The organism is Streptomyces sp. NPDC094143 (assembly GCF_040303825.1).
Classification (GTDB): Bacteria; Actinomycetota; Actinomycetes; order Streptomycetales; family Streptomycetaceae; genus Streptomyces.
In genome coordinates, this window is the sequence record NZ_JBEOTZ010000037.1 from 43882 (window position 1) to 64568 (window position 20687).

12 protein-coding genes are annotated in these 20687 nt (G+C 73.5%); 7 read left to right on the forward strand and 5 right to left on the reverse strand.

Features of this window, described 5'->3' with window-relative positions; translation table 11 throughout:
* Positions 1-30: 30 nt before the first annotated feature.
* Entirely contained in the window at positions 31-1014 is a 984-nt protein-coding gene (locus ABTZ58_RS33345) for an NAD-dependent epimerase/dehydratase family protein (protein ID WP_351364993.1), read from the forward strand.
* 108 nt (positions 1015-1122) lie between these two features.
* On the opposite strand, the gene ABTZ58_RS33350 is transcribed toward ABTZ58_RS33345, so the two are convergent.
* The 4 genes from ABTZ58_RS33350 to ABTZ58_RS33365 all read right to left on the reverse strand — a co-directional run bounded on the left by ABTZ58_RS33350 (position 1123) and on the right by ABTZ58_RS33365 (position 4532).
* The gene (locus tag ABTZ58_RS33350) at positions 1123-1914 is read right to left on the reverse strand and encodes an AfsR/SARP family transcriptional regulator (protein ID WP_351364996.1); all 792 of its coding nucleotides are present in this window, start codon (positions 1912-1914) and stop codon (positions 1123-1125) included.
* Positions 1908-2924, reverse strand: coding sequence for a dTDP-glucose 4,6-dehydratase (gene rfbB / locus ABTZ58_RS33355; protein ID WP_351364999.1), 1017 nt, complete (start codon positions 2922-2924; stop codon positions 1908-1910). Before rfbB ends, ABTZ58_RS33350 begins: the two co-directional genes overlap by 7 nt.
* Positions 2925-3025: 101 nt before the next feature.
* Complete coding sequence (locus ABTZ58_RS33360) at positions 3026-4273, reverse strand: activator-dependent family glycosyltransferase (RefSeq protein WP_351365002.1); 1248 nt, start codon at positions 4271-4273, stop codon at positions 3026-3028.
* A 46-nt stretch (positions 4274-4319) separates the two neighbouring features.
* Positions 4320-4532, reverse strand: a complete 213-nt coding sequence (locus tag ABTZ58_RS33365) for a ferredoxin (protein WP_351365005.1) — start codon at positions 4530-4532, stop codon at positions 4320-4322.
* Between the two features lie 398 nt (positions 4533-4930).
* Here ABTZ58_RS33365 and ABTZ58_RS33370 point away from each other — a divergent pair, with 398 nt between their 5' ends.
* The 6 genes from ABTZ58_RS33370 (at position 4931) to ABTZ58_RS33395 (ending at position 16656) form a co-directional block, all read left to right on the forward strand.
* The gene (locus tag ABTZ58_RS33370; protein WP_351365008.1) at positions 4931-6154 is read left to right on the forward strand and encodes a cytochrome P450; all 1224 of its coding nucleotides are present in this window, start codon (positions 4931-4933) and stop codon (positions 6152-6154) included.
* A 60-nt stretch (positions 6155-6214) separates the two neighbouring features.
* A complete protein-coding gene (locus tag ABTZ58_RS33375; protein WP_351365011.1) occupies positions 6215-7435 on the forward strand; it encodes a cytochrome P450 in 1221 nt (406 codons plus the stop codon).
* A gap of 7 nt (positions 7436-7442) precedes the next feature.
* On the forward strand, positions 7443-8825 hold the full coding sequence (locus tag ABTZ58_RS33380) for an acyltransferase (RefSeq protein WP_351365014.1): 1383 nt from the start codon (positions 7443-7445) through the stop codon (positions 8823-8825).
* Between the two features lie 273 nt (positions 8826-9098).
* The gene (locus tag ABTZ58_RS33385; RefSeq protein ID WP_351365017.1) at positions 9099-11957 is read left to right on the forward strand and encodes a helix-turn-helix transcriptional regulator; all 2859 of its coding nucleotides are present in this window, start codon (positions 9099-9101) and stop codon (positions 11955-11957) included.
* Between the two features lie 705 nt (positions 11958-12662).
* On the forward strand, positions 12663-15485 hold the full coding sequence (locus tag ABTZ58_RS33390) for an AAA family ATPase (protein ID WP_351365020.1): 2823 nt from the start codon (positions 12663-12665) through the stop codon (positions 15483-15485).
* A 460-nt stretch (positions 15486-15945) separates the two neighbouring features.
* Positions 15946-16656 carry a helix-turn-helix transcriptional regulator gene (locus tag ABTZ58_RS33395; RefSeq protein ID WP_502996171.1) on the forward strand — a complete coding sequence of 237 codons (711 nt, stop codon included), beginning with the start codon at positions 15946-15948 and terminating at the stop codon, positions 16654-16656.
* Positions 16657-16814: 158 nt separating this feature from the next.
* Here ABTZ58_RS33395 and ABTZ58_RS33400 read toward each other — a convergent pair.
* A partial coding sequence (locus tag ABTZ58_RS33400; protein ID WP_351365023.1) for an SDR family NAD(P)-dependent oxidoreductase occupies positions 16815-20687 on the reverse strand: 3873 nt, incomplete at its 5' end.

The window sequence follows — 20687 nt, forward strand, 5'->3', positions numbered from 1 at the left end:
ACGCCTCGGCGGGCCCGGGAGGAGAGCGGCATGACGGAGGTCGGTGTCCGGGGACGACCGGACGGGCCGGATCCCGGGTCCGGCCGGGTGGTCGTCCTCGGAGCGACCGGTTTCGTCGGCGGGCACGTGGGAGCGGCGCTGGAGGCGGCCGGGTACGAGATCCTCGCCGTCGCGCGCCGCCCGCTCAAGACCCCGGCGTCCTGGCGGTTCCGGCCGATGGACCTGGCGCACGGCGACCCGGAGGCGCTGACCCGGCTGATCGGGACGGAACGGCCCGTGGCGATCGTGAACGCCGCCGGCGAGGTGTGGTCCCCCGATGCCGAGGGGATGCGCCGCAACAACGAGCTGCTCGTCGACCGGCTGCTCGCGGCACTCGCCGCCTCCGGGGCGCGGCCGCGGCTGATCCAGCTCGGGTCGGTGCACGAGTACGCGCCGCAGCCGCACGGGGTGTGGCTGACGGAGTCGTCGCCGGAGGAGCCGGTCTCCGACTACGGGCGGACCAAGCTGATGGGCAGCCGCGCGGTCCTGCGGGCCGTGCGGGCCGGGGACGCTGACGCGGTGGTCCTGCGGCTTTCCAACGTCATCGGCGCCGGCACTCCCAGGGCGAGCCTGCTCGGTCAGGTGGCCGCGCAGCTGCTGGCCGGCGGCGGGGACGGGGCGCCGGCGCAGGTACGGGTCTCCCCGCTGCGCAGCAGCCGTGACTTCGTCGACGCGCTGGACGTCTCGCGCGCCGTGGTCGCGGCGCTGCGGGCGTCCGACGCCTCGGGTCGGGTGCTGAACATCGCCAGCGGCACCTCGCAGCACGTCCGGGACATGGTCGATCTGCTGCTCGCGATCAGCGGCCGGCGGGCCACGCTGGTGGAACGGGGCACGGCGGAGCTGCGTCCGGCCGCGGACAACGACTGGACGGGGGTGGACGTCTCGGCCGCGCGCGCGGTGCTCGGCTGGGAGCCGCGGCGTACCCCCCGGGACATGGTGGAGGACCTGTGGCGGGCCGCGGCACGGCAGGAGTGACCGCCCCGGCGCCCGGGGCACCGGGGCGTGCCGTCGCGCCGCAGGCGACGGGGCACGGACGAGGACGTCCGCCCGGCGCGGGCGCGGGGCGCCGGCGGTGGGCGCGGCTCAGCCGGGGAGCAGGTCGAGGTCCGCGGTGCTGACCCTGTCGGTCAGGACGTGCTGGCGCAGTTGCTGGAGTCCGGGCGAGGGGTCGAGACCGAGCTCGTCCCGCAGCACCACGCGCAACCGCTGGTAGACCTCGAGTGCCTCGCTGCGCCGGCCGCACCGCTGGAGGGCGATGATGAGGGAGCCCTGGAACCACTCGTGCAGCGGGTACGCGCACGCCAGTTCCTTCAGATCGCCCACGAGTTCACGATGCCGGCCCAGTTGCAGGCCGGCGGTGACGCGCAGTTCCTGCGCCTGGAGGTGCAACTCCCCCATGCGCAGGGCGTACCCGCGCAGCAGGGGGCCGTGGGCCACGTCCGCGAAGGGCGGCCCGTCGCACAGGTCCAGCGCCCGGCCGGTAAGGGTTTCGGCGGTGGTGGGGTCGCCGCAGGCCAGCGCGGTGCGTGCCTCGCCTGTCAGCGAGGTGAACTCCTCCGCGTCGCACTCGCCGGGGCCCACCCGCAGCAGGTAGCCGTGCGCGTGGGTGGCCAGCGGCCCGCCGTCGGGACCGTCCGGTTCCTCTCCCTCGTGCAGCGCCTTGCGCAGCTGGTAGGCGTACGTCTGCACGGTCGTGACCGCGCTGCGGGGGGCCTGGCCGGACCACAGTTCCTCGGCGATGGCGGCCAGGGGTACGACGGTGTTGCGGCGGGCCAGCAGGAGGGCCAGGACCTGGCGCACCTTCGGCGCCGTCGGAGTGACGTCCCGGCCGTCGCGGGTGGCCCGCAGCGGGCCCAGGGTGCGCCACCTCAGCACGGCACCGCTCCCGAGGACGGCTCGGGGAGGGCGGCGCGGCGGGCGGCCTCCCTCCACACGTCGGGGTTGTCCCGGTACCAGGCGACGGTCTCGGCGAGGCCCTCGGTGAAGTCCTTGCGCGGCGTGTAGCCGAGTTCGGCGTGCGCCTTGCTCCAGTCGACGGAGTAGCGGCGGTCGTGTCCCTTGCGGTCGGCGACGTACTCGACGCTGTCCCAGTCCGCGCCGCACGCCCGCAGCAGCAGTTGGGTGAGCCGGCGGTTGTCCAGTTCCGTGCCGCCGCCGATGTTGTAGATCTCGCCGGCCCGGCCGCGGGTGCGGACGAGTTCGACGCCCCGGACGTGGTCGTCGACGTGCAGCCAGTCGCGCACATTGAGTCCGTCACCGTACAGCGGCACCTTCGCGCCGGTGAGCAGGCGGGTCACGAACAGCGGGATGATCTTCTCGGGGAACTGGTGGTGCCCGTAGTTGTTGGAGCAGCGGGTGACGCGCACGTCGAGTCCGTGCGAGCGGTGGTAGGACAGGGCCACCAGGTCCGAGGCCGCCTTGGACGCGGCGTACGGGGAGTTGGGGTGGAGGGGGTGCTCCTCGGAGGTGGAGCCTTCGGGGATCGAGCCGTAGACCTCGTCGGTGGAGATGTGCACGAACCGGTCGACGTTGTGGCGCAGGGCGGCGTCCAGCAGGATCTGGGTGCCCAGCACGTTGGTGCGCACGAACTCGGTGGCGCTGGACAGGGAGCGGTCCACGTGGGACTCGGCGGCGAAGTGCACCACCTGGTCGTGTTCGGCCATCAGCGCGTCGACCACGGTGGGTTCGCAGATGTCGCCGACGCACAGGCGGTAGCGGGGCGAGTCCTGGACGGGGTCGAGGTTGGCCGGGTTGGCGGCGTAGGTGAAGGCGTCGAGAACGGTGACGGTGACGTCGTCGGGCCCGTCGGGGCCGAGCAGGGTGCGGACGTAGTGGGAGCCGATGAAGCCGGCACCGCCGGTCACCAGGATGCGCGTCTGACTCATGTGGATGCGGCGCGTCAGCGGGCGGTGCCGAGCGTGCGCCGTCCTCCTTCCTCTTCGGTTGTGCGGTGGGGGCGGCCCGGTGGGCGCGAGGCCGGCGCGCCTCAGTTGCCCGTGGCCAGGTCGGCCAGCTCCGGCACGACGTCGTAGGGGCTGGGCATGGCGGCGGACTCGTCGCGCAGGCGGCGGGCGGCGGCGGCGTGGGAGGGGTCGTCCAGGAGCCGTCGGGCTAGGTCGGCGACCCGGTCGGGGTCGCTGACTGAGTGGTGCAGGAAGAATCCGGCGCCGGCCTCCTCCAGGGACCGGCCGCGCAGTTCCTGGTCGGCGACGAGGGTGGACAGCGCCAGCTGCGGCACGGCGTGCACCAGGGCGGTGGAGAAGGTGCCCCAGCCGCCGTGGTGGACGACGGCGGCGCAGCCCGGCAGCAGCGTGTTGAGGGCGACGCCGCTGACGGCCCGTACGTTGGGGGGCAGTTCGCCCAGGCGCCGGGTCTGCTCGGGCAGCAGCGCGGCGACGACCTCCACGTCGAGCCGGGACAGGGAGCGCAGGATGTCCTCGACGCCCACGTAGTCGCCGCCGTACGCCTCGGTGTTGGTGCGTCCCAGGGTGACGCAGATCCGGGGCCGCTTGGGCTCCTCGCGCAGCCAGTCCTCCTGCACGGCACGGCCGTTGTAGGGGACGTACCGCATGGAGACGGTGCGCAGGTCGGTCGCCGGACGCAGGCTCGGCGGCAGGGTGTCGAGCGTGAACTGCCCGTTGAGGAGCTCCTCGTCGCAGCGCACGCCGTACGGGCGGCCCCGCTCGTCGATCCAGTCGGCGAGGGGGTCCACGCGCTGTTCCTCGGGCATGTCCCGGGCGAGTTCGACGAAGGTGGCGCGGGCCCGGCCGTAGACGTCCGCGCACCACAGCAGACGGGCGTGGGCGGCACCGCAGGCCCGGGCGGCGATGCCGCCCGCGTAGGCGATGGGGTCCCGTACGACGAGGTCGGGCCGCCAGTCGCGGGCGAGGGCGACGAGGTCGTCGAGGATCGGGTCGTTGTAGCGGGCGAACCCGTAGGGGACGCTGATGCTGTAGCGCTGGACCAGGCCGGCGTGGTCGACGTCGCCGTAGCCGAGATGGCTCCAGTTGGCGACGTCGGCGTCCTGGGAGTCGCGGGCGACCGCCATGTCGCGGTGCAGGTCGTGGTCGTCGCCCACCGGCGCGGCGACCAGGCCGGCGCCGGTGATGGCCTCGGTCAGCGACGGGGCGTTGGCCATCAGCACCTCGTGCCCGGCGGCCGTCAGGGCCCAGGCCAGCGGCACCATCGTGTAGACGTGCGACTTCTCCGGCAAGCCGGCGAACAGGACGCGCATTCGTTTCTCTCCTCGTCGGGGCCGCGCAGGCGGTGCGCGACGGACCTCAGTCCGTCGGCTCCCGGTCCTCACGTACGGATATGGCGCTCAGCGGGCACGACTCGGCCGCCTCGCGCACCGCGGCGTGCTGGCCGCTTCCGGGCCGGTCGACGAGCAGCACGGCGAGTCCGTCCTCGTCGCGCTGGTCGAAGACGGCGGGTGCGACGAGCGCGCACTGGCCGGCGCCGATGCACCGGTCGTGATCGATGGTGATGTCCATGCCGCCCCCTGTTCGCCGGTCGGTCCGGTCACGTGTGCCGGGTCGTGCCCATCTTGGGGGCGTCCCGGGGCAATGGGGCGCGCGGAGCGGCGCTGTCTGGGGTTTCCTCCAGTGATTCATGCGGAGCGCCTGGCTCCGGGGGCGGAGGTGACCGGCCGGTACTCGGAAAATCCCTAGAGTGCGGCGGCGCCGCTGGCCGGGCACGCCGCGGCCGTGCTGGAGTGGCCGGCAGCAACGGCAGCCCGTGGGAACGCAGTTGGTGCCGGCCACCGTGCCTGGTGCAGCGCGCTCCCGGACCGGCCGTCGTGGTGCCCGTGGCCGGTACGGCCGCGGACGGCCGCGGACGCGACGCGGGACGCGAGCGACCGTACGAACACTGTCGTGAAAGGGGAATCCGGGTGGCGCAGCAAGGCACTTCGGACGTGCTCGACCCTACGCCCGCGGCGGCCCCCCGGCCCGGCCGCGCGCCGTCCGTCGAACCGGACGGCGGCGCCACCCTGCTGGCGTGGGCGGCGCGGATGCGCGAGGAGCAGCGGGCCTGGCGGGACGACTCCGGTCACGTGCACGTCTTCCGGCACGCCGACGTGCAGCAGGTGCTCTCCGATCCCGCCACCTTCTCCTCGGACACGGTGGGCCGCCTGTCGGGCGGCGAGAAGAAGGCACCGCGCGGCACTCTCCTGCTGCTGGACCCGCCGCTGCACGGGAAGATGCGCCGGCTGGTGAGCAAGGCGTTCACGCCCGGTCTGATCGCCGGGCTGGAACCGTGGATCACGGAACTGACCGGCGAGTTGCTGGACGCCGTGACGGGGGACCGCTTCGACCTGGTGGACGCGCTGGCCAACCCGCTGCCGGTGACGGTCATCGCCCGCATGCTGGGCGTGCCGACGCAGGACCGGGAACTGTTCCAGGGCTGGGCCGACCAGTTGCTGTCCACCGATCCGGAGGACCCCGAGAGCGTGCGCCGCATGGAGGAGACCGCGGTCACCATCACCGCCTACCTCCAGGGCTTCATCGAGGCCCGGCGCGAGGAACCCCGAGCGGACCTGCTGGGCACCCTGGTCGGCGCCGAGGTCGACGGGGAACGCCTCGAGGACGAGGACATCGCCAGCTTCGCCACCCTCCTGCTGCTCGCCGGGCACATCACCACGTCGGTACTGGTCGGCAACGCGCTGATCTGCCTGGACTCCGACCCGGACCTGCTGGCGAAGGTGCGCGCGGACCGTTCGCTGATCCCCGCGGTCATCGAGGAGACGCTGCGGCTGCGGCCGCCGTTCACCCGGATCGAGCGGGTCACCACGACCGCCACGACCGTCGCGGGCCTGGAGGTGGGCCCCGACACGCTGGTGCACCTGTGGCTGCTGGCCGCCAACCGCGACGAGCGGGTCTTCGAGGCCCCGGACGCGTTCCGCCCGGACCGCGCCAACGCCCGGCAGGCGGCCTTCGGTCACGGCATCCACTACTGCATCGGGGCCCCGCTGGCCCGGCTGGAGGGCCGGATCGCCCTGGAGGCCCTGCTGGACCGCTTCACCGGCATCCGCGTCGACCCCACGGTCCGGCTCTCGTGGCACGGCACCAACGTCTTCGGCGCCCGGCACCTGCCGCTGTGCGTGGAACGCGCCTGACGTCCCCCGCACCACCCGCCCTGCCCGCACGCCATCCTCGCCCTGCGACGGAGTGATTCCATGAAGACCCGCCCCGATCCCCCGGTCATCCCTTCCGAGCGCGGCACGTGCCCCTTCGACCCGCCCGCCGCCTACGCCCGGCTGCGCGCCGAGGAGCCGGTCAGCCCGATCACCTTCCAGGTGGCGCCGAAGGACCCCTCCGGCTGGCTGGTGACCCGGCACGACCTGGTCCGCCAGATCCTCGCCGACGACCGCTTCAGCCACCGCAACGAACTCCTCGCGCACGTCGTGGCCCCGCCGTTCCCGATGACCGAGTACGCGCCGCAGCCCTCGCCGCCCGGCTCCTTCGCCAAGACCGACGCGCCCGAGCACACCAAGTACCGGCGGCTGCTGGCGGGCCACTTCACGCTGCGCAACGTCCAGCGGCACGAGCCCCGGCTGGCCCGCATCGTCGACGACGCCCTGGAGGAGATGGCGGCCGAGGGCTCGCCGGCCGACCTGGTGACCGCCTTCGCCGAGAAGGTCGGCCTGCGGTCGACGTGCTCGCTGATGGACGTCGAGCCGGAGCTGATGGACGGCATCCAGGAGCACTTCTCGGTACTGATGGCGCTCACCTACACGCTGGAGGAGTTCATCCACCACGTGGAGGCGATGGACGCCCTCATCCGCCCCATGATCCGCGCGCGCATGGCCGAGCGCGGGGACGACTTCTTCGGCAGGCTGGCGGCGACCGGTGAACTGACCGAGGAGGAGCTGGTCAACCTGGCGGTGCTCACCCTGGCCGGTTCGCTGGACACCACGCCGAACATGCTGGCGCTGAGCACCTTCGCCCTGCTGGAGCACCCCGACCAGCTGGCCCTGCTGCGGGAGCGGCCCGAGCTGTACGCGCAGGGGGCGGTGGACGAGCTGCTGCGCTACCTCACCATCTCGCACATGGGCTCCAGCCGGTGCGCGCTGGAGGACGTGAAGATCGGCGGCACCACGATCAAGGCGGGCCAGACGGTGGTGCTGTCGCTGCCGGCGGCCAACCGCGACCCCGAGGTCTTCGACGACCCGGACCGGCTGGACGTCACCCGGGTGCCGCGCAAGCACCTGGCGCTCGGCTTCGGCGCGCACCAGTGCCTGGGCCAGCACGTGGCCCGCGCCAGCCTGCGGATCGGGCTGCGCGCGCTGTTCGAGCGGTTCCCGACACTGCGGCTGGCGGAGCCGGCCGAGGAGGTGCCGCTGCGGGACCGCGCCGTGCACTACGGCGTGGACCGGCTGCTCGTGGCCTGGGACTGAGGCGGCCGTGGCGAGAAGGAAGACGCCGCCGTTCCGGACGGTGGTCGACAGCCGGGTCGAGAGCGTGCACACGGTGCGGGCCGGTACGGCCGACGGCGACCGGATCCGGCTCACCCCCTACGACCTGCTGACCGGTCCCTGGTACACGCCGCTGACGTTCTTCTACCGCAAGACGCTCGACGGCGCGGCGCTGCGCGACTCACTGGCCCGCACGCTGCTGCGGTACCCGCTGCTGGCGGGGCGGCTGCTGCGGGACGCCGACGGCGGACTGAGCGTGCTGTGCAACGACGCGGGCGTGCGCTTCACCGAGGCGTCCAGTCCCGAGCCGATGCGTGAGTACGGTCATCTGCTGCGCGCGCAGCCGGTCATCGGGGACGTGCTGCGCGAGGTGAGTCCCTTCGGTGTGGTCGACAGGGACACTCCCCTGCTGAAGATCCGGCTCACGCAGATGCGCGGTGGCGGGTCGGTGCTCGGCGTCCTCGTCAACCACAGTCTGGCGGACGGCGGCAGCACCCTCGCCTTCCTGGAGAGCTGGTCGCGTGAGCACCTCGGACTGCCCTGGGAGGCCCCCAGCCACGACCGCGGGGCGCTGGAGGCGCTCGGCCGGCTGTCGGACCGTCCGGAGACGCGGGACAACCGGGCGTTCGCCGGGGTGGGCCGGACACGGCGTCTGCTGAGCACCCTGCGCCCGGGGCTGCGCAAACGCGCCACCGTCACCACGCGGTTCGAGGCGGCCGAGCTGGCCGCGATGAAGAGCGAGGCGCTGGGCGCCCTGACGGACCCGGGCGCGTGGGTGTCCACCAACGACGTGCTGACGGCCCATCTGTGGCGCGTGCTGGGCGAGTTGCGGGGGCACCCGGACGAGGCGGTGGAGTGGCTGGGCCTCGTCGTCGGCGCGCAGTCCGTACTGGGCGGCGCGCTGCCGTCGTCGTACTGGGGGAACTGCGTCACGAAGAGCTGGACGTCGCTGCCGGCCGGAGACCTGCGCGGCCGGTCCCTGGGCGCGGTGGCGGGCGACGTGCGGCGGTGCCTGGGGAGCAACACGGAGGACAAGCTGCGCGACGAGATCGCCTTCCTCGGCTCCTACCGCCGGCACGGCGTCTCCCGGCACGTGATGTCGGTACGCGCCCTCGACGTGTCCGAGACGTCCCTGTCGGTCAACAACTGGTCGCGTTTCCCGCTGTACCGGATCGACCTCGGCGCGGGGCAGCCGTTCTGGTACGAGTTCCCGGACCTGCCGGTCCCCACCGTGCACGTCACCCCGACGCCGCAGGAGGACGGGGGCCGGGACGTGTACCTGTGCCTGTCCGAGGAGCACGCGGACCTGGCCCGCTCCCCGCGCTGGCAGGAGCGGCTGCACCCGCACGCGGTCTCCGGCCGCGCGGGGTGAGGTCCACGCGCGGTACGGTGAGCGGCCGTGGACGAGTGCGGCGGGTGGCCGGGCGGCATACCCCTGCGCCGGGAGAACGGTGGGGACGGACCACGCCGGGCGGGAAACGGGAAGTCGGCGACGACGGCCGTGCTGGTCTGAGTCAAGATGGCGACCAGCGCAGGGGCCGTCCGGCCGGACCGCCGGGCGCGCGCCGGCGGCAGCCGGCCACGGCGGCCCCGGTGCGTGGGATGCCTTGCGACGCCGGGAGCACCGGGAGAGAGGGACACGGTCATGATCGCTGCCTCGGAGGGTCACGACTCCCCGGAGCCCCCGCCACTCGTGGAGCGGGAACGCGAGCTCGCCCTGTTCGGTGAGCTGGTGCGACGCACCGCGGCGGGACGCTCCGGCCTCGTCGTCCTGGAGGGCCCGGTCGGCATCGGGAAGACGGCCCTGCTGCGGGCCCTGGTCGCCGAAGCGCGCGGCCTGGGCCTGCGCGTCGTTCACGCGGAGACCGCCGACGGGCACCGGATGCCGCTCAGTACCGCGCACGCCCTGCTGTCCGGCCTGCCGGACAGCGCCGGGCCCGGGCAGTCCGTGGCGTACGGGCTCGCAGACCGACGGCCACCCGCGCTGCTGTGCTGCGACAACGACGTCAGGGACGTCTCGTTCGGTGTGCTGACGCGGCTGCACGACGTCATCCGGCGTGCCGCCGCCCGGACCCCGCTGCTGATCGCGGTGGACGACGCGCAGGAGGCCGACCCCGCCTCCCTGCGCCTGCTGGCGCACACCGCGCGGCGGCTGACGGGCCTGCCGGTCCTGCTGGCGCTCGTGGGCCGCAGCGGTTCCGACGCGCCGGCCCTCGCCGAGATCACCACGCTCGCGTCCTGCCGGGTGCTGCGGCCCCGCCCGCTCACCGGGGCGGGCATCGGCCTGCTGGCCCGCCGCCTCACCGGAGCCGAGACCGACGCGGCGTTCCAGCAGGCGTGTCTGGCCGCCACCCACGGCAACCCGCTGCTGGCGACCCGGCTCATCCGGACGCTGAACGCGGAGGACCTGCCGCTGACGGGCGCCGAACTCAGCGCGGTGAGCGAGCAGGACATGCAGGCCTTCGGGGCCCGGGTGGTGCGTCTGCTGCACCGGCAGGCGCCGGCCACGGTGAACGCGGCCCGTGCCATGGCGGTGCTCGGGGACGGGGCCGCCCACGAACTGTGCGCGCGTCTGGCCCTGGTGGACGCCGCCTCCTTCGACCGGTCCCTGCTGGTGCTGGGCTCCCTGGGGCTGGTGAACGGCGGTCACGCCGCGGGCACCTGGGCCTTCACGCACGCGCTGGTGCGCCGCGCCGTGCTCGACGACCTGCCGGACGACGAGCGCGCCGCCGCACACGGCCGGGCGGCCCGTCTGCTGCACGACATCGGCGCCGGAGCGGCGGACGTCGCCGACCACCTGTGCCGGTCCCCCGCCACAGCGACCCAGCCGTGGGCCACGACGGTCCTGCGGGAAGCGGCCCGCGAGGCGATGCTGCACGCCTCGCCGGGCATGGCGGTCATGTTCCTGCGGTCCTGCGTTCCGGACGGTGCCGCGGACGACTGCGACCCCGGGCTGCTGATCGAACTGGGCACGGCCGAGGCGCGGCTGGACCCGGAGGCCAGTGTCCGGCACCTGACGGCGGCCCTCGACCGGACGACCTCCGCGGACCTGCGGTTCAAAGCCGTCAGCACCCTCGCCGACGCGCTGACCCGCCAGGGCCGGATGGACCGTGCCTTCGACCTGCTCGACCGGTACCGCTCGGACCCGGCCCTGCTGCCCCTGGGGACGCAGAGCGTCCAACTGCTGGAGGCGCAGCTGCTGATGGCCGCCACGGTCGACCGGGCCGCCTACCGGCGACTGCTCGACACGGTGCCCTTGGACCTCGCCCTGCCGGGTGACACCGCCCCGGAGCGGGCGCTGCTCGCCGCCCGGGCCGTCATCTCGGTGGCCCGTATGAACCGGGTGGCGGAATCGGTGGCGGCGGCACGCCGGATCACCGGGCGGAGCGGCCCGACCGAGAACTCCCCCGCCTTCCTCACGATCGCCGCGTCGGTGCTGCTGTACGCCGACCTGCCGTACGAGGCGCAGGACGTCTACCGCCAGCTGATCGACGGCACCGACCCGCTGCTCGACCAGATCCACCCCAACCTGCTCGCGCTGAGCGCCGAGGCGCAGGAACGGCTCGGCGACCTCGACAGCGCGCTGCGGCACACAGCCGAGGCGCTGCGCGGCACCACCGTGGCCCGTGCCAACGCGCACGACGCGCTCCCGCTGTCCGTGCGGCTGCACACGCTCCTGGACCGCGGCCAGTTGGCGGAGGCCGAGGAGCTGTGCGGGCGTGTGCCCGATCCGGCCGGGAGCGAGGCGTGGCAGTGGAACGAGTTGCTGTGCGCCCGAGGCCGGCTCCGGCTGGCGCAGGAGGACGCCGAGCGCGCGCTGGCCGACCTGCGGGAGTGCGGACGCCGGCAGGAGGCCTGGCAGCGCACCAACCCGGCCGTCTCGCCCTGGTGGTACTGGGCCGGCCGGGCGCACCTGGCTCTGGGTGACGAGCGCGCGGCCCGCGCCTTGGCCGAGGAGGCCGTCGCCGGGGCTCGGTCGGCGCGGCTGCGTCTCGCCCTGGGCACCGGACTGGAGTTGTGGGCCGCGACGGCCGCCCCCGACGAACGGGCGAGGCTGCTGGAGGAGGCGGAGGACGCGCTCGGTGGGACGAGGGCAGCTCTGCTGACGGCACGGGTGAAGGTCGCCCGGGGCCGCGCGCTGCACGAGCTCGGTTACCGCAAGGCGGCCCGAGAGGTGCTGCGGCAGGGGTGGGAGGAGGCGTACGCGCTCGGCGCCCGCCCGCTGCACGAGGTCGCCCACCGGGCGCTGCTGGCCACGGGTGCCCGTCCGCGCCGGCCCGTGTCCCGGGGGCTGGCGGCCCTCACCCGCAGTGAGGCCCAGGTGGCCCGTCTGGCGGCGGACGGGCGTTCCAACGCGTGGATCGCGGAGACCCTGTTCGTCACCCAGCGGACCGTGGAGGTCCATCTGACGTCCGTGTACCGCAAGCTCGATCTGTCCGGCCGACGGGAGTTGCGCGACGCCATGGAGTCGGCGGACGTCCACGGCGGGGGCCGCCGGATGTGATCGCATGAGCCGTCCGCCGGGGTGGACCGCACGGCACCCCGGTGGACGCCGTGCCGGCGGCCGTACCCCGCCGCCGCGTTTCTGTCGTGTTGCTGTCAATTCCGGGCGGGCCCTCCCGTCGGACGGAATCGTGTAGTAGAGGTGGCGGGTAACCCGTCCGTCCCACCGGCCGGCAGTGCCGCCTTTCCTGCCCTACCGCAATGTGCGTTCCGACACTTTTCCACCCGCCCCGTCCCGGTATTCCGCTTCCCTTCGGCGCTTTCTCGCCCGCGAAAGGCCGGCATCGCTTCGCGGGCGTCCGGCACGGTGAAGTCACAGGTCGGCACGGTCCCTCGGCGGTGGTCGGGCGGTCCATGCCTCCTCGCCCAACACCGGAAACCGTTTCCTCGGAGCGTTCCGCTTACGCGCCCGTCACACCTCGGGTGATGGCTGTTCACTTTCCGGCGCCCGCGCGGGGGACCACTGTGGCCCAAGTCCCCTTGCTGCCTCGCGCGTCGCTGTGATCTGCTCCTCCCCAAAGGTTTGAAAGCAGTGATGAACGCTTTCCGGGGTGGAGCCGCAGGGGCTCCCGTGCGCATGGGCATCGGCTCCCTCGCGGGTGCTGTTCGCGCACTGCCGGCACCCCGCGTCACGCTCACGAAGTCCCGTCCGGCCACGCCCCGGGCGGTGGCCGACGGCCCGTGCCATCGAAGGAGGGCCACCGCCTTGTTGCTGGAGCGCGAGTCCGAGCTGGCGCGGACGACGTCGGCACTGCGCCGCGCCGCGGAGGGAGAGGGTTCCCTCCTGGTCGTCCGGGGCCCACTGGGGGTCGGCCGGTCGACCTTCCTGGAGGCGGTGGCGGCACACGCGCACGGTGAGGGGTTCCTGACGCTGCGGGCCCAGGCGGCCGCCGCCGAGGAGACCTACACCCTCGGCGTCGTACGGCAACTGGTGGACTCCGTCCTGGCGGCCGTGCCGGCCGACGAGCAGGGACGCGGGCTGCGGGAAGCGGCGGTCTCCGCGTGCACCGCGGCGCCGCCCGTCGCCGGTCCCGTCCCCCCGTGGTCCACGGTGACCCCCCAGCAGGCGCCGCACCGGCTGACCGCCCTCCTGGAGTCCATGGCGTCCAGGCAGCCGGTCGTGGTGATGGTGGACGACCTCCAGTGGTCGGACACCGACTCCCTGCTGGCGCTGGCGCCGTCCCTCGCACGGCGAAGACAGAACCGCGTCCTGTTCGTCCTGTCCGTCCTGCCCGGCGACGTCCGCGGCGCCCGGGACCACGTCGGGCAACTGCTGGAGCAGGCGGACCGTACGGTGGAGCTGGCCGCCCTCGGCCGCCACAGCGTGAGCCTGCTGGTGGAGGAGGCCTGCGGCACACCGCCCCACGGCGCGTTCGTCGACACGCTGCTGCAACGCTCCGGCGGGAACCCCCTGTTGGTGACGGCCCTGGTGGACGAGGCGCAGTACCAGGCGCTCCAGCCCACCGAGGCCGGCGCCGCGGCGGCGGCCGCGCTCCGTCCGGAACGGGCGCGCCGGCGCCTGGCCGCCTTCCTGCGCTCCCAGCCGGACCACGTCCGGCGCGTCGCCCACGCGCTGACCGTGCTCGACGCCGTCGCGGACCCGCAACTGGTGACCCGTCTGGCCGAGATCGACGAACCCCGGCGGGCGGAGGCCGTCGACGTCCTGCGGCTCGCCGGACTCGTGGCGGAGCACTCCGGCTCCCTCATCCCCGGAACGCTGCTGCGGGACCTGCTGGAGGAGAGCATGCCGGCGGCCGAGCGCACCGCCATGCGCGGCGTGGCGGCCGAGTTGCTGCACCGGACCGGCCATCCGGCCGAGCTGGCCGCGGAACAGCTCATGTCGGTGATCACCCTGCACGGCCCGCAGGCGGTGGAGATCCTGCGGACCGCCGCCGACAGCGCCGTAAGGCGCGGCTCGCCCCGGGACGCGGCCCGCTACCTGAGACGCGCGCTGCTGGACACCTCCCCGACGGACCACGACCGCGCCCGGCTGCTCGTCGACCTCGCGACAGCCGAGCGCAGCTTCGCCTCCGCCGCCTCGCTGCGGCACGTCGCGGAGGCCGTACCGCTGCTGGAGTCGGTACGGGAGCGGGCCGACGCCGTGACCCGGCTGGGTCCGCTGCTGATGGACCCCGCCGCGTTCCGCATCGACGCCGTCCGGCGTGCCGTGACCGAGGAACTGGGCCGGTCCGAGCCGGACGACTGGATCGAACGAGAGCTCGCACTGCGCCTGGAGGCCCGGGAGCACGTGCTGTCGGCGCAGGACCCCGCCCATGCGCAGCGGGCCCTGCGGCGGTTCCGGTCGCTGGGCCCCTCCCCCGCCCTGCGAACGACCGGGGAACGCGAGCTGGTGACGTCCCTCATGCACATCGCGTTCGTCTCCAACTCCGCCTCCGCCGAGGAGCTGACGGCGCTGTGCACCCGGCTGCTGGAGCGTGAGCCCCCCGCCCCCGAGCACGTCCACAGCACCATGCCGCTGGCCATCAACATCCTCGCCGGCGCCGGCCGCACGGAAGGCGCGGCCGGCTGGCTGCGGGAGGCGCACCTGCTCGCCCAGCGCAGGGGCGGGGAGGTGGAGCAGGCCGTCATCCGCGCGGAGCAGGCCCTGGTCGCGCTCGCCGACGGTCGGCTGGCGCACGCCCGGCAGAAGGTGGTCCAGGCCGACGCGCTGGCCGGGCCCGACAGCGGAGGCCTGCCGACCATCTGCGCCGCGGTCCTGGCCATCGTCGCCCTCCACACCGAGGAGCCGCACCTCGCGGAGCAGATCCTCACCCGGCACCGACTGCACGTCGAGAACCAGCACTTGGCCGCCCTGCTGCACCTGGCCCGGGGCACCCTCGCGGCCGGGCGCGGCGAGACCCGCACCGCGCTGGTCCACTTCCGGACGGCGGGCCAGCGCGCGGAGCGCATCGGCTGGCACAACCCGGTCGCGGTCCCCTGGGCGTCCTGCGCCGCCCTCATGCACCACCGTCTCGGCGAGCACGAGGAGGCGGTGGCCTCTGCGCTCCTGGAGGTCGAGCGCTCCCGCGCCTGGGGCGCCCCGGTCAGGCTGGGACGCGCCCTGGTGGCCCTGGGCCGGGTCTCCCGGGGGCGGGAGGGCGTGACGCTGCTGCAGGAGGCCGTCGAGGTGCTGGAGAAGGGCAGCAACACGCACGAACTGTGCCAGGCGCTGTACGCCCTCGGCACCCACCGCGAAACGGACCGCAGACGGCGCGCGTCCGCCCTCAAACGGGCGCACGAACTCGCCGTCGACAACGGAGCCGACTCCCTGGCGCAGGCAATCGCACAGAAGAGGGACGAGCGCACTCCCCGGACTTCCTCCAGAACGGACCTGCTGACTCCGTCCGAGCGCAAAGTGGCGGAGCTGGCGGCGACCGGTCTCAGCAATTCGGCGATTTCAGCGAGGCTGGGCACGAGTTCACGCATGGTGGAAAAGCATCTGACGAACTCGTACCGCAAGCTGGGCATCCCGGGCCGCCCGGATCTTGCCCGAGCCCTTCAGGAACTCGGCGAAAGACCGGACTCGTGACGCGTACCGGTCCGCTCCCCCTTCCCCTGCCCGCCGCCCGATCGGGCAGCAAACGGGCATCCGCAGGAGGCAAACGGTCACGCGGGCATGACCGGCGCCTCGGGCGATCCCGCCGACCGGCCGGCCGCGGTCGTCACGGAGACGACGGGAAGGAGCAGCCGGAACACAACCGTTCGGCGAGGACTTGGCTGGTCAGGCCGGGCGTCAGCCGTTCGGGCGGGACCCCGTGGACCCTCACGGGCCGCACCACCGAACCACCGAACCACAGTGTTTTGACGCCACGCAAAGGTTTGCTTGACCGGTCTGTAGGGACATTCCTAGGCTCTTCCGCAGTTGATCAGAGAAAACTCGGCGGGTCAGTGACCGCTACCCGGCCGAGTTCGTACCACCTGTGATCAGATGCGCTCCCAGGTGGTACGGGCATCCCCCACATCTGAACGCAGAAAGACGGTGCGTCGCAGTGACCACGCACGCAACTAGTGCCTCGCACAGCAGGGACAGGATCTCCCCGCCGCATCATGCGGGCGTCCACAGGCATACCCAGGAGAACCGATCTCATGCACTGAGTAACCGACGCCTTTACACGGCCCACATAGATCCCGAGATGCACATCGTGGCCGCGGAACCCAATTTCTCGCGCCAGTTCGGCCGCACCTCGGCCGACACCTGCGGCCGCAACCTGTACGAACTGCTCCACCCCTCGGCCCCTACCGTGCTGAACCGTCACTTCGCCCGGCTCGCCGAGGGCCGCTCCCAGCGCTTCGCCGAGCGCATGGTCGGCCTGGGGAACGCCGGCCGGATCTTCTCCGGTGAACTGACCGGCATCGCCGTGCAGAACAGCACCGGGCGCCTGGCCGGAATCGTCGTGCAGGTACGGCCGGACACGGAGGCGGACGGCACGGACGTGAAGGACGTGGTCGGCATCCCCCGCGAGCGGCTGCTCAGCAAGCTCGACGCACAGGTCCTGGAGGGGGTCGCCGCGGGCGCCTCGACCGTGCAGCTCGCCGCCAAGCTCTATCTCAGCAGACAGGGCGTCGAGTACCACGTCGGCCTCATGCTGCGGAAGCTCAAGGCCCCCAACCGGGCCGCGCTGGTGGCTCGCGCCCATTCGATGGGCATGTTGACGGTGGGTCAGTGGCCGCCTCGCGTGCTGCCGGAGTTCATCAAGTAACCATGTGGCGGTCCGGCTCCCGCAGCGGGCGCGGACCGCGACCGACCGAGCCGGGCTCCGGTCCTCACCTCGGGTGAAGCGGCGGCCGTACCATCCCTACTGGTACGGCCGCCGGCACGTGTGCCCGAGGCGGTCGTCCGCCGCCCCGGGCCTGCCGCCTACTGCTCCAGTTCGCGGCTGATGAGGTCGAACAACTCGTCGTCGCTCGCCTCCTCCAGGAGGTCGCTGAGCGAGGCACCGCCCGCGTCCGTCTCGTCGGCCGGCCCGCCCTCGACCTCCGCGAGCAGCGCCCGCAGCCGGGTACCCAGCAACGTGCGCGCGTCCCGGTCCGGATCTGCCTGGAGGATGCGCGCGATGCCGGTCTCGAGATCGGCCAGCATGCCCGTCACCGTCCCGCCCCCACCGGTCAGTTCGGCGTCCAGGTGGCGGGCGAGGGCGGCGGGGGTGGGGTGGTCGAAGACGAGCGTCGAGGGCAGTCGCAGTCCCGTGTCCTTCGTGAGCCGGTCACGCAGTTCGACGGCCGTCAGCGAGTCGAATCCCATGTCGCGGAAGGCCCGGTCCGCGGGCACGGCGCCCGGGTCGGCGTGCCCGAGCGCCACGGCCGCGACCTGCCGCACATGGTGCTGGAGGGCGGCCGACCGGTCCGCGTCCGGCAGCGACATCACCCGTTCCACCAGTGCGGGCCGGACCCCGCCGCCGTCGTGCTGCTCGGGAGTGCCTCCCTGGTCCGTCACGGCCGCCGCTTGCGGGAGGGTGGTCAGCAACGGGCTGGGCCGGCGGCTGGTGAACGCGGGAACGAACCGTTCCCACTCCACGTCCGCCACCACCACCGTGCCGTCCGCCACCTCCATCGCACGCCCCAGTCCCACGAGGGCACGGGCCGGCTCCATCACCCGCAGCCCGCGACGCCGCAGTTCCACCGCCGCCGCACTCGACACCATTCCCCCGCCCGACCACGGGCCCCACGCCACCGAGGTTCCCACCTCGCCCCGCCCGCGACGTGCCCTCACGACCGCGTCGGCGCACGCGTTGGCAGCCGCATAGGCGCCCTGACCGCCGCTCCCCCACACACCGGCGATCGACGAGAACACCACGAACGCCTCCAGAGCCCACCCCCGCGTCAGCTCATCCAGGTGCACCGCCCCCAGGGCCTTGGCCCGCAGCACGTGCTCCAGGCGTTTTGACGTCATCGCGTCGATCAGGTCGTCGTCCAGGACGCCCGCCACGTGGGCGATGCCGTCGACCCGGTGGGCGGTGAGCAGGTCGGCCACCTCGGCGCGCTCGGCGACATCGCACGCCACGACGTCGACGCGCTGCGCTCCGGCCGCGCGCAGCCGCGCCACGAGATCGGCGGCGCCGGGCGAGGCGGACCCGCCGCGGCTCGTCAGGACGAGTTCCCGCGTGCCGTGTTCGGCGAACCACTGTGCGACCCGGCCGCCGAGCGCACCGGTGCCGCCGGTGACCAGCATCCGGGCCGGAGCCGTCCAGTCGCCGGCGGACACGGTGCCGACGGGCAGGGCGGGGCGCAGGCGTCGCGCGTACACCGCGGTGCCACGCAAGGACACCTGGTCCTCGTCGGCTCGCGCCAGAAGGGAGGCCAGGCGAGTGAGTTCTGTTCGGCTCGCCCGGTGCGACACGTCGATCAGCCCGCCCCACCGGTCGGGATGCTCCAACGCGGCCACCCGTCCCAGACCCCACACAGCGGCCTGCGCCGGGTCCTCGGGCGCGTCGCCCGGCCCGGGGCCGGTGTGCGTGACCACCCACAGCGGCGCGGTCACGGAGGCGTCACCGAGCGCCTGGACCAGCGCCATGGTGTCCGCCACGGCGGCGACCACGCCGGAAGCGCCGTCGTCGGCTCCGGACGCGGCGCCCGTCAGGCAGGAGAGCACGCCGGCCGGCGCCTCCCCCTCGACGACCGTACCGAGCAGACGGGTCAGCCCCTCACGGTCCCGGACCCCGCAGTCCACGCGCTCCAGCCCCGGTACGAACTCCTCGAGCCCATCGAGGGGGGCGGCGTCGCCAGGCGGCTGCAGCAGCAGCCAGCGTCCCGGCACGGGCCCGGCCGCTCCCGCGTCGACCGGCTCCCAATCGACGCGGTACCGCCAGTTGTCGACCTCCTCGCGTACGGCATGCTCGCGCCGCAGAGAGGCCAGGGCGGGCAGCACGGTCTCCAGAGCGTCTTCCGGAACCCCGAGACGGCCGGCCAGGTCCTGGGGACTCTCCTGCTCGACGATCGACCAGAAGGCCCCGTCCGTGGAGGACGCCCGGGAGGACGCCCGGGAGGCCGACGCGGCGGACATGCGCGATGCGGCGGCGTGCGCGTCGGCAGCGGGCCAGTACCGGGTGCGCTGGAAGGCGTACGTGGGAAGGTCCACGTGGGCCTGCGCACGAATGACCGGCAACGCCGTCCAGTCGACGCTGCCACCGCTCACGTGGAAGGCGGCCAGTCCGCGCAACAGGGCGAGTCCTTCAGCCGCGTCGCGGCGCAGCAACGGCACGCAGACCGGGTCGGTGGCGTCGCCGAGGACGGTGCGGGTGAGGGCGGTGAGGGTGGCGTCGGGGCCGAGCTCGACGAACCGGGTGACGCCTTCCGCCGCGAGGGCGGCGACGCCGTCGGCGAACCGGACGGCCTCGCGGACGTGCCGCACCCAGTACTCGGCGGTGGTCAACTCGGCTTCGGCCGCGAGTTGTCCGGTGACGTTGGAGACGATCGGGAGGGCGGGGGTGGTGTAGGTGATGCTTTCGGCGATCTGGCGGAAGTCGGCCAGCATCGGCTCCATCAGGGGTGAATGGAAGGCGTGCGAGACGCGCAGGCGGGTGGTGCGGCGGCCCTGTGCGGCCAGTTCGTCGGCGACCTCGGACACAGCCGCTTCGGCGCCCGCGATCACCACGGCGTGGGGGCCGTTGACCGCCGCCACCGACACCTCACGCCCCTCCAGCAGCGGCAGCACCTCCTCCTCGGCGGCCTCCACCGCCACCATCGCCCCACCCGACGGCAACGCCTGCATCAACCGACCCCTGGCTGCCACGAGCGTGCAGGCGTCCTCCAGGGACAGCACCCCGGCCACGTGAGCGGCCGCGATCTCACCGATGGAGTGGCCGCCGACGAAGTCCGGACGCACGCCCCAGGACTCCAGCAGCCGGAACAACGCCACCTCGACGGCGAACAGCGCCGGCTGCGTCCACTCCGTACGTGCCAGGCGCTCCGCGTCGTCGCCGAAGACGACGTCCTTCAGCTCCGCGCCGACGTACGCGCACACCGCGTCGAAGGCGTCCGCGAACACCGGGTAGGCCTCGTACAGTTCACGCCCCATACCGGGGCGTTGCGCACCCTGGCCCGAGAACAGGAACGCCGTGCGGCCGTGGCGGGTCTCGCCGGTGACCGTGTGTGCGCCCGGCTCGCCGCCCAGGTGCAGGGCGCGCAGATCGCGGACGAACGTGTCCCGGTCAGCGGCGATCACCACGGCACGGTGCTGGAACGACGACCGGGCGCTCGCGAGCGCCCCCGCGAAGTCCGCCAGACCGGGCGCGGGCAACTCCTCCACAGCAGCGAGGAGTCGGCCGGCCTGAGCACGCAGAGCCGCCTCGCTCCGGCCGCTGACGAGCCAGGGCACCATCACGCCGTCGGCGTCGGGACTGAACTGCGCTTCCATCGGCGGGGCTTGTTCGAGGATGACGTGGGCGTTGGTGCCGCTGAGCCCGAACGAGGAGACACCCGCCCGACGCGGCCGGTCCACCGACGGCCACTCCACGCGCTCGGTGACCAGTCGCACAGCGCCCGCCGACCAGTCCACCCGCGAGGACGGCTCGTCCACGTGCAGGGTCGCCGGCAGCACACCGCGCCGCAACGCCTCCACCATCTTGATCACACCCGCCACACCAGCGGCCGCCTGCGTATGACCCAGGTTGGACTTCACCGACCCCACATACAGGGGAACTTCGCGGTCCTGTCCGTAGGTGGCCAGCAGCGCCTGCGCCTCGATCGGGTCACCCAACCGCGTGCCGGTGCCGTGCGCCTCGACCGCGTCCAC

Coding starts and splice junctions, on each gene's coding strand:
- ABTZ58_RS33345 (WP_351364993.1), top strand. CDS start 31: ATGACGGAGGTCGGTGTCCGGGGACGACCGGACGGGCCGGATCCCGGG.
- rfbB (WP_351364999.1), bottom strand. CDS start 2,924: ATGAGTCAGACGCGCATCCTGGTGACCGGCGGTGCCGGCTTCATCGGC.
- ABTZ58_RS33360 (WP_351365002.1), bottom strand. CDS start 4,273: ATGCGCGTCCTGTTCGCCGGCTTGCCGGAGAAGTCGCACGTCTACACG.
- ABTZ58_RS33365 (WP_351365005.1), bottom strand. CDS start 4,532: ATGGACATCACCATCGATCACGACCGGTGCATCGGCGCCGGCCAGTGC.
- ABTZ58_RS33375 (WP_351365011.1), top strand. CDS start 6,215: ATGAAGACCCGCCCCGATCCCCCGGTCATCCCTTCCGAGCGCGGCACG.
- ABTZ58_RS33385 (WP_351365017.1), top strand. CDS start 9,099: ATGATCGCTGCCTCGGAGGGTCACGACTCCCCGGAGCCCCCGCCACTC.